Annotated in this window: 13 protein-coding genes and 1 pseudogene; 4 read left to right on the top strand and 10 right to left on the bottom strand. The window is 61.4% G+C overall.

Translation table 11 applies throughout. The features are described 5' to 3' along the window. Positions 1-21 precede the first annotated feature (21 nt). The 4 genes from spoT to P3S72_RS00150 all read right to left on the bottom strand — a co-directional run bounded on the left by spoT (position 22) and on the right by P3S72_RS00150 (position 4,112). Positions 22-2,127, bottom strand: a complete 2,106-nt coding sequence (gene spoT, locus P3S72_RS00165) for a bifunctional GTP diphosphokinase/guanosine-3',5'-bis pyrophosphate 3'-pyrophosphohydrolase (protein WP_276195452.1) — start codon at positions 2,125-2,127, stop codon at positions 22-24. A gap of 60 nt (positions 2,128-2,187) precedes the next feature. Next, a complete protein-coding gene (gene rpoZ / locus P3S72_RS00160; RefSeq protein ID WP_247398362.1) occupies positions 2,188-2,451 on the bottom strand; it encodes a DNA-directed RNA polymerase subunit omega in 264 nt (87 codons plus the stop codon). Between the two features lie 166 nt (positions 2,452-2,617). After that, a complete protein-coding gene (gene gmk, locus P3S72_RS00155; RefSeq protein ID WP_276195451.1) occupies positions 2,618-3,238 on the bottom strand; it encodes a guanylate kinase in 621 nt (206 codons plus the stop codon). 10 nt (positions 3,239-3,248) lie between these two features. Further along, positions 3,249-4,112, bottom strand: a complete 864-nt coding sequence (locus P3S72_RS00150; RefSeq protein WP_276195450.1) for a YicC/YloC family endoribonuclease — start codon at positions 4,110-4,112, stop codon at positions 3,249-3,251. Positions 4,113-4,341: 229 nt separating this feature from the next. Between P3S72_RS00150 and rph the strand changes: the two genes are divergently transcribed. Further along, the gene (gene rph / locus P3S72_RS00145) at positions 4,342-5,064 is read left to right on the top strand and encodes a ribonuclease PH (RefSeq protein ID WP_003213280.1); all 723 of its coding nucleotides are present in this window, start codon (positions 4,342-4,344) and stop codon (positions 5,062-5,064) included. A gap of 22 nt (positions 5,065-5,086) precedes the next feature. Further along, the gene (locus tag P3S72_RS00140) at positions 5,087-5,455 is read left to right on the top strand and encodes a DUF4870 domain-containing protein (protein WP_017846057.1); all 369 of its coding nucleotides are present in this window, start codon (positions 5,087-5,089) and stop codon (positions 5,453-5,455) included. Between the two features lie 59 nt (positions 5,456-5,514). Here the strand turns inward: P3S72_RS00140 and P3S72_RS00135 are convergent, their stop codons facing one another. Further along, positions 5,515-6,294, bottom strand: coding sequence for an exodeoxyribonuclease III (locus tag P3S72_RS00135; RefSeq protein WP_003195493.1), 780 nt, complete (start codon positions 6,292-6,294; stop codon positions 5,515-5,517). A gap of 82 nt (positions 6,295-6,376) precedes the next feature. Here P3S72_RS00135 and pyrE point away from each other — a divergent pair, with 82 nt between their 5' ends. After that, positions 6,377-7,021: an orotate phosphoribosyltransferase gene (gene pyrE, locus P3S72_RS00130; protein WP_017526814.1), complete on the top strand. Its 645-nt coding sequence runs from the start codon at positions 6,377-6,379 to the stop codon at positions 7,019-7,021. Between the two features lie 70 nt (positions 7,022-7,091). Here pyrE and argB read toward each other — a convergent pair whose 3' ends face one another. The 4 genes and pseudogenes from argB to coaBC form a co-directional block, all read right to left on the bottom strand. Beyond that, the gene (gene argB / locus P3S72_RS00125) at positions 7,092-7,997 is read right to left on the bottom strand and encodes an acetylglutamate kinase (RefSeq protein ID WP_017846055.1); all 906 of its coding nucleotides are present in this window, start codon (positions 7,995-7,997) and stop codon (positions 7,092-7,094) included. Positions 7,998-8,019: 22 nt separating this feature from the next. Then, positions 8,020-9,435, bottom strand: a pseudogene (locus tag P3S72_RS00120) (phosphomannomutase/phosphoglucomutase); the annotation flags it as partial. Positions 9,436-9,686: 251 nt separating this feature from the next. Continuing rightward, complete coding sequence (dut, locus tag P3S72_RS00115; protein WP_276195449.1) at positions 9,687-10,142, bottom strand: dUTP diphosphatase; 456 nt, start codon at positions 10,140-10,142, stop codon at positions 9,687-9,689. Between the two features lie 5 nt (positions 10,143-10,147). Beyond that, the gene (gene coaBC, locus P3S72_RS00110; protein WP_276195448.1) at positions 10,148-11,356 is read right to left on the bottom strand and encodes a bifunctional phosphopantothenoylcysteine decarboxylase/phosphopantothenate--cysteine ligase CoaBC; all 1,209 of its coding nucleotides are present in this window, start codon (positions 11,354-11,356) and stop codon (positions 10,148-10,150) included. A gap of 143 nt (positions 11,357-11,499) precedes the next feature. Here coaBC and radC point away from each other — a divergent pair, with 143 nt between their 5' ends. After that, positions 11,500-12,174, top strand: a complete 675-nt coding sequence (gene radC / locus P3S72_RS00105; protein ID WP_247398338.1) for a DNA repair protein RadC — start codon at positions 11,500-11,502, stop codon at positions 12,172-12,174. A 44-nt stretch (positions 12,175-12,218) separates the two neighbouring features. On the opposite strand, the gene P3S72_RS00100 is transcribed toward radC, so the two are convergent. Then, entirely contained in the window at positions 12,219-13,811 is a 1,593-nt protein-coding gene (locus P3S72_RS00100) for an ABC transporter substrate-binding protein (RefSeq protein WP_276195447.1), read from the bottom strand. Between the last annotated feature and the right edge of the window lie 39 nt (positions 13,812-13,850).

The following is a 13,850-nucleotide window of genomic DNA, read 5'->3' as shown; positions in this document are numbered from 1 at the left end:
TGACTCCTTGTAAGAGGTGGGCTATGCACGCATGCGGGTGATGCGGATCACGCCGGTCAATGCGCGCAGTTTCTTGATCACGCGGGCCAGGTGTACGCGGTCGTGTACGCTGACCACCAGTTGGACCACGCTGATGCGACCATCGCGCTCGTCCATGCTGATTTTTTCGATATTGCCGTCGGCCGCGTTGACGCTGCTGGCCAGCAGGGCGATCAGGCCGCGTTGGTGCTCCAGTTCCACCCGCAGCTCGACGTTGAATTCACCGGTGACATCCTTGGCCCACGAGAGCTGGATGCATTTTTCCGGGTTGTGGCGGATTTCGCTGATATTGCGGCAGTTGTCCAGGTGAACCACCATGCCTTTGCCCGCAGACAGGTGACCGACAATCGGGTCGCCCGGGATCGGTGTGCAGCACTTGGCGTAGCTGAGCACCAGGCCCTCGGTGCCGCGAATCGCCAGCGGACCTTCCGGGCTTGGCAATTGCTCGCCTTCGCCGAGCAGGCGACGGGCGACCACATAGGCCATGCGGTTGCCCAGGCCGATGTCTTCGAGCAGGTCTTCGATGGTTTCCTGGCGGTACTCGTTGAGCATCGCTTGCAGGCGTTCGCCAGGGATCTTCTCCAGGGCGCTGTCGAAACCGTTGAGCACCTTGTTCAGCAAGCGTTCGCCCAGGCTGATGGACTCGGAACGGCGCTGCAGTTTCAAGGCGTGACGGATGTGAGTGCGCGCCTTGCCGGTGACCACAAAGTTGAGCCACGCCGGGTTCGGGCGTGCGCCCGGTGCGCTGACGATCTCCACGGTGGAGCCGCTTTGCAGCGGTTCCGACAGCGGGGCCAGGCGCCGGTTGATGCGGCAGGCGATGCAACTGTTGCCGACATCGGTGTGTACGGCGTAGGCAAAGTCGACCGCCGTGGAGCCTTTTGGCAGCTCCATGATCCGGCCCTTGGGCGTGAACACGTAGACCTCGTCCGGGAACAGGTCGATCTTCACGCTTTCGATGAATTCCAGGGAGTTGCCCGCACGTTGCTGCATTTCCAGCACGCCTTTGACCCACTGGCGGGCGCGGGCGTGGGTGCCTTTGGACTGCTCGTCGCCGCTGGATTTGTACAGCCAATGGGCGGCGATGCCGTTATTGGCCATCTCTTCCATTTCCCGAGTGCGGATCTGGATCTCGATCGGCACCCCATGCATACCGAACAGCGTGGTATGCAGCGACTGGTAGCCGTTGGCCTTGGGAATGGCAATGTAGTCCTTGAAGCGCCCCGGCAGGGGTTTGTACAAATTATGTACAGCGCCCAGTACGCGGTAGCAGGTGTCGACCTTGTCGACGATGATCCGGAACGCGTACACGTCCATGATCTCGTTGAAGGCCCGGCGCTTGCCGCGCATCTTCTTGTAGATGCCGTAGATGTGCTTCTGCCGCCCGCTGACCTCGCCCTCGATCTCGTCGATCGCCAGGCAATGGCTCAGGGACTCTTCGATCTTGTTGACGATTTCCTTGCGGTTGCCCCGCGCGCGCTTGACCGCCTGGTAGATGCGCGCCGAACGCATCGGGTACATGGCCTTGAAGCCGAGGTCTTCGAATTCGATACGAATGGCGTGCATGCCCAGCCGGTTGGCGATGGGCGCGTAGATTTCCAGGGTTTCCTTGGCGATGCGCCGGCGTTTTTCGCCGGACAGCACTTCCAGCGTGCGCATGTTGTGCAGCCGGTCGGCGAGCTTGACCAGAATCACCCGGATATCCCGGGCCATGGCCATCGCCATCTTCTGGAAGTTTTCCGCCTGGGCTTCGGCCTTGGTCTCGAAGTTCATCTGGGTCAGTTTGCTGACCCCATCGACCAGTTCGGCCACGGTGTCGCCAAATTGCGCGCAGAGCGCTTCCTTGGCGATGCCGGTGTCTTCGATCACGTCATGCAGCATCGCGGCCATCAGGCTCTGATGGTCCATGTGCATGCCGGCCAGAATATTGGCCACCGCAAGAGGATGGGTGACATACGCCTCGCCGCTGCGGCGACGTTGGCCGTCGTGGGCTTGTTCGGCGTAGAAATACGCTCGGCGGACCAGGTTGACCTGGTCTGGGCCGAGGTAGGTCGATAAGCGATCGGCGAGGGCGTCTATGCTCGGCAAAGGATGAACTCCTGCTGCGTGCGTTGACTCCGCGCCGTGCTACGTCGACCAGGCATAGGCTTAGGCGTCCTCGTTGGACTCGCCTTCGAACGCGGCAAACAGCGGTTCGTCTTCAACGATTTCGGCGTTGGCGATGAACTCGTAGCTCATCAGGCCTTCAGCGATTTCGCGCAGGGCGACAACGGTAGGCTTGTCGTTTTCCCACTGGACCAGGGGCTCTTTGCCGCCAGTGGCCAGTTGACGGGCACGCTTGGTAGAGAGCATGACCAGCTCAAAGCGGTTTGCCACGTGGTCTAGGCAGTCTTCAACGGTTACGCGGGCCATGATATTCCTCGGAGCGAATGCAAAATGCGCGCTGCCCGGTTGGGCGAGCGGACTAAACAGTTTAAAAAAACACCAGCGTTTAGGGAAGCGCTGATTTTTCCACGGCCCTCGAAAACCGCTACAAGTGCCAATGTAAGGCCCTCGCAGCCGTTTTGGGAAGAACCAATCAACCGAGCAGTTCGGCCAGTAATTTGCCGAAACGCTGCTGTTGGCGCTTTTGCTGGAGCTGATTGGCGCGGAAAATCGCCTTCAGGTCGTCGAGTGCGTGGGCAAAATCGTCATTGATGATCAGGTAGTCGTAGTCGACGTAGTGGCTCATTTCGCTGACGGCTTCACGCATGCGGCCTTCGATGATCGCGTCGCTGTCCTGGCCTCGGTTGGTCAGGCGCTGGTGCAAGGCTTCGAGCGACGGCGGCAGGATGAAGATCGACCGCGCCTTGGGCATCAGTTGGCGCACTTGTTCGGCGCCCTGCCAGTCGATCTCCAGGATCAGGTCGTGACCTTCATCCAGGGTTTGTTGCAGGTGGCTTTGCGACGTACCGTAGAGGTTGCCGAACACTTCGGCGCGCTCAAGGAAGGCGCCGTGCTCGATCATCTTGACGAACTCGGTGCGCTCGACGAAGTGATAGTGGACGCCGTTCACCTCGCCCGGGCGCATGGCGCGGGTGGTGTGGGATACCGAGATGCGGATCTGTTCTTCAGCGTCGGTCAAGGCCTTGACCAGGCTGCTCTTGCCCGCGCCCGAAGGGGCGGAAATGATGTAAAGGGTGCCGGTGCTGTGGGTCATGGAGGTTGCCTTACTCAATATTCTGTACTTGTTCGCGCATCTGCTCGATCAACACTTTGAGGTTGACCGCAGCCGTGGTGCTACGCGGATCGAACGCCTTGGAGCCCAGTGTATTGGCTTCGCGGTTGAGTTCTTGCATCAGGAAGTCCAGGCGCCGACCAGCGGCGCCGCCGGACTTGAGCACGCGGCGTACTTCAAGGATGTGGGTACTCAGGCGGTCGAGCTCTTCGGCGACGTCGCTCTTCTGCGCGAGCAGGACCATTTCCTGCTCCAGGCGCACCGGATCAAGGTCGGCCTTCATATCGGCAAAGCGGTCGAGGACCTTCTGGCGCTGGGTCGCGAGCATCTGCGGCACCAACTCGCGCAGGGTGACCACGTCGGCTTCAATCGAGGTCAGGCGCTCGTTGATCAGTCGGGCCAGTTCGGCGCCTTCGCGCTCGCGGCCGGCCTTGAGTTCCTTCAAGCCCTGGGTGAACAGGGTGAGGGCTTCGGCGTTGAGGGCTTGCGGGTCGCTGGCGTCAGCCACCAGCACGCCGGGCCAGGCCAGCACTTCCAGCGGGTTCAGCGCGGCAGGCTGCTTGATCAGGCCTGCAATGGTCTCGGCGGCGGCGACCAGTTGCGCGGCGCGCTCGCGGTCGACCTGTAGCGGTTTGCCGGTGGTTTCCTCGGTAAAGCGCAGTGTGCATTCCAGCTTGCCGCGGGAAATGCCCTGGCGCAGTGCCTCACGTACCGCGCCTTCGAGGTCGCGGAACGATTCCGGCAGGCGCAGGTGCGGCTCCAGGTAGCGGCTGTTGACCGAGCGCAGTTCCCAGCTCAGGGTGCCTTGGGCGCCGGCTTTTTCGACGCGGGCGAAGGCGGTCATGCTGTGCACCATGGAGGTACCTCGCGTTGCAGTCCCGCAATAGCGGGCTGATGGGTAAATTGAAGCCGACAGGCTGCGAAGGCGCAGGAGTGTAGCGCAGTGGGGCGATTGGCCCCAAACCCTGGCACTGACAAAGCACTGGAAGTCGGCGATTCGTAACCGGATTTTTTAGATGTGCCCCGAATCGGCTCGCGGCTCTATAATGCCCGGCAGTTTTTCGTCCTCCGTACAGGTATCCCCTATGAAACGTCCAAGTGGTCGCGCTGCCGATCAGCTCCGCTCGATCCGCATCACCCGCAACTACACCAAACACGCCGAGGGATCTGTACTGGTCGAGTTTGGCGATACCAAGGTGATCTGCACCGTCAGCGTCGAAAACGGCGTACCGCGGTTCCTCAAGGGCCAGGGCCAGGGTTGGTTGACCGCCGAGTACGGCATGCTGCCGCGCGCCACCGGCGAGCGTAACCAGCGTGAAGCCAGCCGTGGCAAGCAAGGCGGCCGCACCCTGGAAATCCAGCGCCTGATCGGCCGTTCGCTGCGCGCTGCCCTGGACATGTCCAAGCTGGGCGACGTGACCCTGTACGTCGACTGCGACGTGATCCAGGCCGACGGCGGCACGCGTACTGCCTCCATCACCGGTGCCATGGTTGCACTCGTCGACGCGCTGAAAGTGATCAAGAAGCGTGGCGGCCTGAAGGGCGGCGACCCGCTCAAGCAGATGATCGCCGCTGTGTCGGTGGGCATGTACCAGGGCGAGCCTGTGCTGGACCTGGACTACCTGGAAGACTCGGCCGCCGAGACCGACCTGAACGTGGTGATGACCAGCACCGGTGGTTTCATCGAAGTGCAGGGTACCGCCGAAGGTGCGCCATTCCAGCCGGCTGACCTGAATGCCATGCTGGCCCTGGCCCAGAAAGGTATGACCGAGATTTTCGAGCTGCAGAACGCTGCGCTGGCCGACTGAGCCAGCTTCAAGGAGAAACGCCATGAGTGACAGCCAATTGCCTGTTCCGGCACCGTCCAAGGAAGTGCGCCAGTGGGCGATGTTGTGTCACTTCGCGGCGTTTCTGGGGTTGGTATTCCCTTTCGGCAGCCTATTGGGGCCGTTGATCCTGTGGCAGATCAAGAAGGACATGGACCCGCTGATCGATGACCAGGGCAAGGAGGCCCTGAACTTCCAGATCACCGTGGCCATCGCCTGGCTGGTCTGCATGGTGCTCGGGTTCGTGGTGATCGGCTTTCTGTTGATGTTGATCCTAGTGGTCGCGGCGCTGGTGCTGACGATCATTGGCGGGATCAAGGCCAACAACGGCACGGCCTACCGCTACCCGTGGACCTGGCGGCTGATCAAGTAAGCAGGCGCGCACAAAAAAACCGACAGCGATGTCGGTTTTTTTGTACCTGGACAAAGACCTCAGATGGTCAGTGTCCAGTCGTAGTCCACGATCAGCGGCGCATGCTGCGAGAAGCGCGGCTGGCGCGGCAGGCGTGCGCTGCGCACAAAGCGGCGCAGGCCCGGGGTCAGCAACTGGTAGTCGAAACGCCAGCCCAGGTTGAGCATCTCGGCCTGTTCGTTATCCGGCCACCAGCTGTACTGGTCGCCTTCACGGCTGACTTCGCGCAGGGCGTCGACATAGCCCATGTTGCCGACAATCTCGTCCATCCAGGCCCGTTCCGGCGCCAGGAAGCCCGGCGATTGCTGGCTGTCGCGCCAGTTCTTGATATCCAGCTTCTGTTGCGCCACGTACAGCGAGCCACAATAAATGTACTCGCGACGTTTGCGTCGCTGTTTATCCAGATAGCGGGCGAAGTCGTCCATTAGCTTGAACTTCTGGTTCAAGTCTTCATCGCCGTTCTGCCCCGAAGGAAGCAGCAAGGTCGCGATGCTGACCTTGTCGAAATCGGCTTGCAGGTAGCGCCCGTAGCGGTCGGCTGTCTCGAAGCCGAGGCCGCTGATGACCGCCTTGGGTTGCAACCGCGAGTACAAAGCCACGCCACCTTGGGTGGGCACTTCGGCATCGCAGGCATAAAGGAAGTAGCCATCCAGTTGGAAGGCTGGATCGTCCAGTTCAAAGGCGGAGGCGCGGGTGTCCTGCAGGCAGATGACGTCGGCATTCTGGGCTTGCAGCCAACTGAGCAAACCACGCTCGACTGCAGCCTGAATACCATTAACGTTCACACTGATGATCCGCATAAATGGCCCCAAAAATCGCGTGCGTGTATGATACACGCCGTCTACCTAATTAGCTAAAGCCGTGGTATCTGAGGTTTTTTTCATGCAGGCGTATCAACGCGATTTCATTCGTTTTGCCATCGATCGCGGTGTTTTGCGCTTCGGTGAGTTCACCCTCAAGTCCGGGCGCACCAGCCCGTATTTCTTCAATGCAGGCTTGTTCAACTCGGGTTCGGCCCTGGCGCAGTTGGGGCGTTTCTACGCGGCAGCCATCGTTGAAAGCGGCATTTCCTTTGACGTTCTGTTCGGTCCGGCCTACAAGGGCATCCCACTGGCCGCTGCGACGGCCGTGGCGTTGGCTGAACACCATGGGCGCGATCTGCCGTGGTGCTTCAACCGCAAGGAAGCCAAGGCCCATGGCGAAGGCGGTAGCCTGGTGGGCGCGCCGCTGACTGGCGACGTGCTGATCATCGACGACGTGATCACTGCAGGCACCGCCATCCGTGAAGTGATGCAGATCATCGCGTCCCAGGAGGGTGCCAAGGCTGCAGGCGTGCTGATCGCCTTGAACCGCCAGGAGCGCGGCAATGGTGAGTTATCGGCGATCCAGGAAGTGGAACGTGATTTCGGCATCCCGGTGGTGAGCATCGTGTCGTTGAACCAGGTGTTGCAGTTCCTCGAAGACGATCCGCAACTCAAGCAGCATTTGCCGGCGGTGCGGGCGTACCGCGAGCAGTTCGGCGTCTGACACCGAACCCCCTCCCACATAAAAAGGCCCCGCTCAATCAGATTGAGCGGGGCCTTTTGGTTTTCAGCGCTTAAGGACGCTTGCGATTACTGATCAGCGTGCCCACACCGGTGTCGGTGAAGATTTCCAGCAGGATCGCATTCGGTACGCGACCATCAAGGATCAGTGAGCTGCCAACGCCGCCCTGTACCGCTTCCAGCGCACAACGGATCTTCGGCAGCATGCCGCCGTAGATGGTGCCATCGGCGATCAACTCGTCCACTTGTTGGGTGGTCAGGCCGGTCAGCACCTTGCCTTGCTTGTCCATCAAGCCCGCAATGTTGGTCAGCAGCATCAGCTTTTCAGCCTTCAGCGCTTCGGCCACTTTGCCGGCTACCAGGTCGGCGTTGATGTTGTAGGACTCACCGTTAGCGCCCACGCCGATCGGTGCGATAACCGGGATGAAATCACCTTTGACCAGCAGGTTCAGCAAGTCGGTGTTGATGCCGATCACTTCGCCTACCTGGCCGATGTCGATGATTTCCGGCTGGGTCATTTCCGGCGTCTGACGGGTCACGGTCAGTTTTTTCGCGCGGATCAGCTCCGCGTCCTTGCCGGTCAGGCCAATCGCGCTGCCGCCGTGGCGGTTGATCAGGTTGACGATGTCTTTGTTCACCTGGCCGCCGAGGACCATCTCCACCACGTCCATGGTCTGCGCGTCAGTCACACGCATGCCATCGATGAAGTGACTTTCGATCGACAAACGCTTGAGCAGATCGCCGATCTGCGGGCCGCCGCCGTGGACCACCACCGGGTTGATCCCCACGGCTTTCATCAACACGATGTCGCGGGCAAAGCCGGTTTTCAGCTCGTCGCTTTCCATGGCATTGCCGCCGTATTTGATCACCAGCGTCTTGCCGACGTAGCGTCGAATGTAGGGCAGCGCTTCGGACAGGACCTTGGCGGTGTTGGCAGCGGCTTCGCGTTCGAGGGTCATTCAGGGCTCCGGTGCAAAAAAATCAGAACGGTAATTGGAGATCAGGGGCAACACGTTTCAACTGGGCGTGGAACACGTCCTTGATGCGCTGCAACTCAGCCTCGGTATCCGCCTCGAAACGCAGCACCAGCACCGGTGTGGTGTTGGACGCGCGAACCAGGCCCCAGCCTTTGGCGTAATCGACTCGCACACCATCAATGGAGGTCAGGTTGGCGCCTTCGCCCCATTGCGCATCGTGCAATGCGTCAATGATGCTGAATTTGCTCTCTTCGGTCACATGGATATTGATCTCTGGCGTAGAAATATCGTTCGGGAAGGTCTGAAACAGCTCCTGCGCCGTGGATTTTTCCTTGCTGAGGATCTCCAGCAGACGAGCGGCGCTGTAAATGCCGTCGTCAAACCCGAACCAACGCTCTTTGAAAAACACGTGGCCGCTCATTTCGCCGGCCAGCAGCGCGCCGGTTTCCTTCATTTTCTTTTTGATCAACGAATGACCGGTCTTCCACATTAGCGGGCGACCGCCGTACTCCTTGATCAGTGGCGTCAGGCGACGGGTGCATTTCACGTCGAAGATGATTTCGGCATTCGGGTTGCGCGCCACCACATCACGAGCAAACAGCATCAGCAGGCGGTCGGCGAATACGTTTTCGCCGGTGTTGGTCACCACGCCCACGCGGTCGCCGTCGCCGTCGAAGGCCAGGCCTACGTCGGCCCCGGTTTCCTTGACCTTGGCGATCAGGTCCACCAGGTTTTCAGGCTTGCCCGGGTCCGGGTGGTGGTTGGGGAAGTTGCCGTCGACGTCGCAGAACAACGGCACGACTTCGCAGTTCAGGGCTTCGAGCAGTTGCGGGGCGATCACGCCGGCCGCGCCGTTGCCGCAGTCCACCACCACTTTGAGGCGACGTGCGAGTTTGACGTCACTGGTGATTTCGTCGGAGTAGCGCTGAAGAATGTCGACCTTGGTGATGCTGCCTTTGCCGCTGGTCAGGTCGTTGGTTTTCAGGCGTGTGTGCAGGGCCTGGATCTGTTCGTTGGCCAGGGTGTCGCCGGCGATGACGATCTTGAACCCGTTGTAGTCCGAAGGGTTGTGGCTGCCGGTGAGCATCACCCCGGATTTGCCGGCCAGCACGTTGGCGGCGTAGTACAGCGCCGGGGTCGGCACCAGGCCGACATCGCTGACATGGCAACCGCTGTCGGCCAGGCCCTGGATCAATTGTTCCACCAACTCGGGGCCGGACAGGCGGCCGTCACGGCCAACCGAAACGTTTGGCTCATCCTGGGCCAGGCTTTGGGCGCCGATGGCGCGGCCAATCCAGTAAGCGGTTTCGGCGGTCAGGGTCTTGGGCACCACGCCACGGATGTCATAGGCGCGGAAGATGCTGTCGGGAAAGGTCGGTGCTACTCGGGCGGCGGTACTCATCGCGGGGGGAAACTCCATCTGAGAGAGGCAAGGCTGGCCTTAATGCGGCTGACCGGCAGGCTTAAACTGAAGGGTATGACGGCGTTTTCGGTGCAGAGTTCGTGGTGCAAAAAGGCCATCGGAGCATCCGCTCCGCGCTTATGTTCTGGTAGTGCTTTGATTTTAATGAAGAAATATCGTTCGTCAGGTCCGCGCATTCTTCATCCTGAAAGGCCATGCGGTGGCGTCGAGCCGGGCCGGACAGTGGCGTCCGCCCCGGTTCAGTGTGGTCAGAGACTGCCGGAATGCCCAAAGCCGCCTGCGCCGCGCTGGGTTGCGTCGAATTCCTGTACCAGTTCGAAGTGCGCCTGCACCACCGGCACCAGCACCAGCTGCGCAATGCGCTCGCCGACGACGATGTTGAAGGCGGTCTGGCCACGGTTCCAACACGACACCATCAATTCGCCCTGGTAGTCCGAGTCGATCAGGCCGACCAGGTTACCCAGCACGATGCCGTGCTTATGGCCGAGGCCGGAGCGTGGCAGGATCAGCGCCGCCAGGCCCGGGTCGCCGACGTAGATCGACAGGCCGGTTGGAATCAGCAGGGTCTGGCCCGGCTCAAGGACGGTGTCTTGCTTGAGCATGGCGCGCAGGTCGAGGCCGGCGGAGCCAGGTGTGGCATAGGCCGGCAGTGGGAAGTCGGTGCCGATGCGGGGGTCGAGGATCTTGGCTTGCAAAGCGTGCATGTAAATTAAACCTGGTTCAGCCGTTGGGCGATAAAAGAGATCAGTTGACGGGCAATCTTGCCCTTGCTGGTCTGGGCGAAAAGGGTGGCGTGCAGGTCGCGGTCGATCACGCTGCAGGCGTTTTCCTCGCTGTTGAAGCCGATGCTCGGGTTGGCGACATCATTGGCAACGATCAGGTCGAGATTTTTGTCTTTCAATTTGCGAGCGGCGTAATCCAGCAAGTGCTCGGTCTCGGCGGCGAAGCCGACGCTGAACGGGCGGTCCGGGCGGCTGGCGATCGTGGCCAGGATGTCCGGGTTGCGCACCATTTGCAGGAGCAGGCCGTCGCCGCTGGTAGGGTCTTTCTTGAGTTTGTGCGGTGCGACGACTTCCGGGCGGTAATCCGCAACCGCTGCCGAAGCGATAAACAGGTCGCAGGGGATGGCCGCCTCGCAGGCCGCCAACATGTCCCGGGCGCTGACCACGTCGATTCGCGTGACGCGATCGGGGGTCGGCAAATGCACCGGGCCGGTGATGAGCGTCACGCGCGCGCCTGCCTCGACCGCGGCTTCAGCCAGGGCAAAGCCCATTTTTCCTGAGCTATGGTTGGTGATGTAGCGCACCGGGTCGATATTTTCCTGGGTCGGGCCGGCGGTGATCAACACGTGCTTGCCGGTCATGGCCAGGTGCTGGAAGCACTCGGCGGCGCACAGCGCCAGGTCGGTGGCTTCGAGCATGCGGCCCATGCCGACGTCACCGCAGGCCTGGCTGCCGGAGGCCGGGCCGAACACCTTGAGGCCACGGCTTTGCAGGAGTTGAGTGTTGGCTTGGGTGGCCGGGTCGCGCCACATGGCCTGGTTCATGGCCGGGGCGATAGCGACGGTGGCGTCGGTGGCCAGGACCAGGGTGGTCAGCAGGTCATCGGCGATGCCTTGCGCCAGGCGGGCGATCAGGTCGGCGGTGGCCGGGGCGATCAGTACCAGATCGGCCCATTTGGCCAGTTCGATATGGCCCATGGCGGCTTCGGCGGCCGGGTCCAGCAGGTCCAGGTGAACCGGGTGGCCGGACAAGGCCTGCATGGTCAGCGGGGTGATGAACTCACTACCGCCGCGGGTCATGACCACGCGCACTTCGGCGCCCTGGTCGAGAAGCCTGCGAACCAGTTCTGCGCTCTTGTAGGCGGCAATGCCGCCGCCGACGCCGAGAACGATGCGTTTCCGATACAGACGCTGCATTGGTTTGCCTTTCCAGTTCAGTGAAGCCAGTTCAGTGACGCCTGCGACGCCCCCTCCCCAGGTGAAATCGCATGCAAAAAAGAGCGGCTACGATAACACAGCGTCCGCCAGGCAACAGCGGCGCACATGCACAGGGAGGTGGGATGAGTATTCGTGATTGGCCGGCAGCAGAGCGGCCACGAGAGAAACTGTTGGAGTGGGGCGCGGCGAGTTTGTCCGACGCCGAACTGTTGGCAATCTTCCTGCGCACCGGGGTAACCGGGCGAAGCGCAGTGGACCTGGCCCGCCATCTTCTCGCGCAGTTCGGTGGACTGCGCCCGTTGCTGGAGGCCAGTCAGGTGCTGTTCAGCCAGCAGTTGGGGCTGGGGCCGGCAAAGTTTGCCCAACTGCAGGCGGTGCTGGAGATGTCCCGGCGCCACCTGGCCGAACAGTTGCGCGGTGACTCAGTGCTGGAGAGCCCGGTCGCTGTGCGTGACTACCTCAAGGCGCTGTTGCGCCACGAGCCTCACGAGATTTTCGGCTGCCTGTTTCTCGATTCAAAGCATCGGGTACTGGGTTTCGAGGCGTTGTTCCAGGGCACCATCGATGCCACCGTGGTTTACCCCCGGCAAGTGGTCAAGCGCGCCCTGGCTTACAACGCGGCGGCGTTGATCCTGTGCCACAACCATCCTTCGGGGAGCGTGGAGCCGAGTGCGGCTGATCGAAAATTGACCAAGATTCTGCAAAAAGCCTTGGAAGTGGTGGATGTACGGGTGCTGGATCACATCATCGTGGGGGATGGTGATCCATTGTCGATGGCGGAATACGGGTGGATGTAGGGGCGGAGCAGCTGCAAACCTCAAGAGGGCTTGCAGCTTGTCGCTCAGGGCTTGACGCTGACCTTGGAGAAATCCTGCCGCCCAAACGGGCTCACCTGGTATCCCTCGACATTCTTGCGAGCCAGGGCGAACGCCGTCGGGTGCGCCAGCGGCAGCCACAGAGCCTGTTGCTGGATCTGCGCCTGGGCCTGTTGATACAGCTTGCTGCGCACCCCTTGCTCGCTGGTGGTCTTGCCGGCGCTGATGAGCTTGTCCAGGGCCGGGTCGCAATAGCGCGCGAAGTTGGTGCCGGATTTCAGCGCCGCGCAGGAGAACTGCGGCGTAAGGAAGTTATCCGGGTCGCCGTTGTCACCGGCCCAGCCCATGAACAGCAGGTCGTGTTCGCCGGCCTTGGCGCGGCGAATCAGCTCGCCCCATTCGATCACGCGGATCTCAGCCTGGATGCCGACCTTGGCCAGGTCCGCCTGCAGCAGTTGCGCGCCGAGGTTTGGGGTGGGGTTCAGCAGGCTGCCGGTGGGGCGTGTCCAGATTGTGGTCTTGAAGCCGTCCTTGAGCCCGGCGCGCTCCAGCAGCAGCTTGGCTTTGGCGATGTCCTGTGGATAACCCGGCAAATCCTTGGCATAGCTCCAGGTGTTGGGCGGGTAGGGGCCGTTGGCGGCTTCGGCGGTGCCTTCGAACACGGCTTTGAGATAGCTGCCCTTGTCGAAGGCCAGGTTGATCGCCTGGCGCACCTCAGGCTTGTCCAGCGGCGGGTGCTGGCTGTTGATCGCGACGAATGCGGTCATGAATGCTGCGGTTTTTTCCACTTTGAGTGCAGGGTCTTTCTCGGCTTCGCCCACATCCAGCGGTTTGGGTGACAGTGCGATCTGGCATTCGTCGCGGTGCAGTTTCTGCAGGCGCACGTTCGCATCCGGGGTGATGGCGAAGATCAAGTTATCCACAGCCGGTTTGCCGGCGAAGTAGTCCGGGTTGGCTTTGTAGCGCACCACGGCATCTTTCTGGAACCGCGTGAAAATGAACGGGCCCGTGCCGATGGGCTGGCTGTTGAGCTTCTCCGGGGTGCCGGCCTTGAGCAGCTTGTCGGCGTATTCGGCCGGGTAGATCGAGGCAAAACCCATGCTCAGCGCGGCGAGGAAAGTCGAGTCGGCGTGATCGAGGGTGAAGCGCACGGTCAGCGGGTCAAGGGCGTCGATCTTCTTGATCAGTGCCGGCAACTGCAGCGACTGAGCGTGGGGGAAACCGCTCTGGGCGATCTTGTGCCACGGGTTGGCCGGGTCGAGCATGCGCTCGAAGCTGAAGCGTACATCTTCGGCGGTCAGGGTGCGGCTCGGGGTGAAATAGTCGGTGCGGTGGAATTTTACGTTGGGGTGCAATTGGAAGGTGTAGGTCAGGCCGTCCGGCGACACTTCCCAACTGTCCGCCAGGCTTGGCACCAGTTTGCCGCTGGCCGCGTCATAGTCCACCAAGCTGTTCATCAGCACGTCGGCCGAGGCGTTGGTGGTGGTCAGCGAGTTGTACTGCACCACGTCGAACCCTTCAGGACTGGCCTCGGTACAAACGCTCAGATTGGTCGCCGCCAAGGCCTGCGACGCGATAAATAGAGGGGCTAGCAAAAGCGCTAGGGCAGCGAGGCGCATGTTCGGTTTCCTGTGCAGATCGAAGGCCCATCTGCGAGT

Origin of the sequence: Pseudomonas sp. D3 (assembly GCF_029320995.1) — a bacterium.
Taxonomy (GTDB): Bacteria; Pseudomonadota; Gammaproteobacteria; order Pseudomonadales; family Pseudomonadaceae; genus Aquipseudomonas; species Aquipseudomonas paraveronii.
Note: the sequence above shows the minus strand (reverse complement) of the source record. Positions and strands in the feature narration are given on the sequence as shown.

What these genes read in the sequence shown, in the direction of transcription:
- rpoZ (WP_247398362.1), bottom strand. Translation starts at nt 2,451, where the DNA reads ATGGCCCGCGTAACCGTTGAAGACTGCCTAGACCACGTGGCAAACCGC.
- gmk (WP_276195451.1), bottom strand. Translation starts at nt 3,238, where the DNA reads ATGACCCACAGCACCGGCACCCTTTACATCATTTCCGCCCCTTCGGGC.
- P3S72_RS00150 (WP_276195450.1), bottom strand. Translation starts at nt 4,112, where the DNA reads ATGGTGCACAGCATGACCGCCTTCGCCCGCGTCGAAAAAGCCGGCGCC.
- rph (WP_003213280.1), top strand. Translation starts at nt 4,342, where the DNA reads ATGAAACGTCCAAGTGGTCGCGCTGCCGATCAGCTCCGCTCGATCCGC.
- P3S72_RS00140 (WP_017846057.1), top strand. Translation starts at nt 5,087, where the DNA reads ATGAGTGACAGCCAATTGCCTGTTCCGGCACCGTCCAAGGAAGTGCGC.
- P3S72_RS00135 (WP_003195493.1), bottom strand. Translation starts at nt 6,294, where the DNA reads ATGCGGATCATCAGTGTGAACGTTAATGGTATTCAGGCTGCAGTCGAG.
- pyrE (WP_017526814.1), top strand. Translation starts at nt 6,377, where the DNA reads ATGCAGGCGTATCAACGCGATTTCATTCGTTTTGCCATCGATCGCGGT.
- argB (WP_017846055.1), bottom strand. Translation starts at nt 7,997, where the DNA reads ATGACCCTCGAACGCGAAGCCGCTGCCAACACCGCCAAGGTCCTGTCC.
- dut (WP_276195449.1), bottom strand. Translation starts at nt 10,142, where the DNA reads ATGCACGCTTTGCAAGCCAAGATCCTCGACCCCCGCATCGGCACCGAC.
- coaBC (WP_276195448.1), bottom strand. Translation starts at nt 11,356, where the DNA reads ATGCAGCGTCTGTATCGGAAACGCATCGTTCTCGGCGTCGGCGGCGGC.
- radC (WP_247398338.1), top strand. Translation starts at nt 11,500, where the DNA reads ATGAGTATTCGTGATTGGCCGGCAGCAGAGCGGCCACGAGAGAAACTG.
- P3S72_RS00100 (WP_276195447.1), bottom strand. Translation starts at nt 13,811, where the DNA reads ATGCGCCTCGCTGCCCTAGCGCTTTTGCTAGCCCCTCTATTTATCGCG.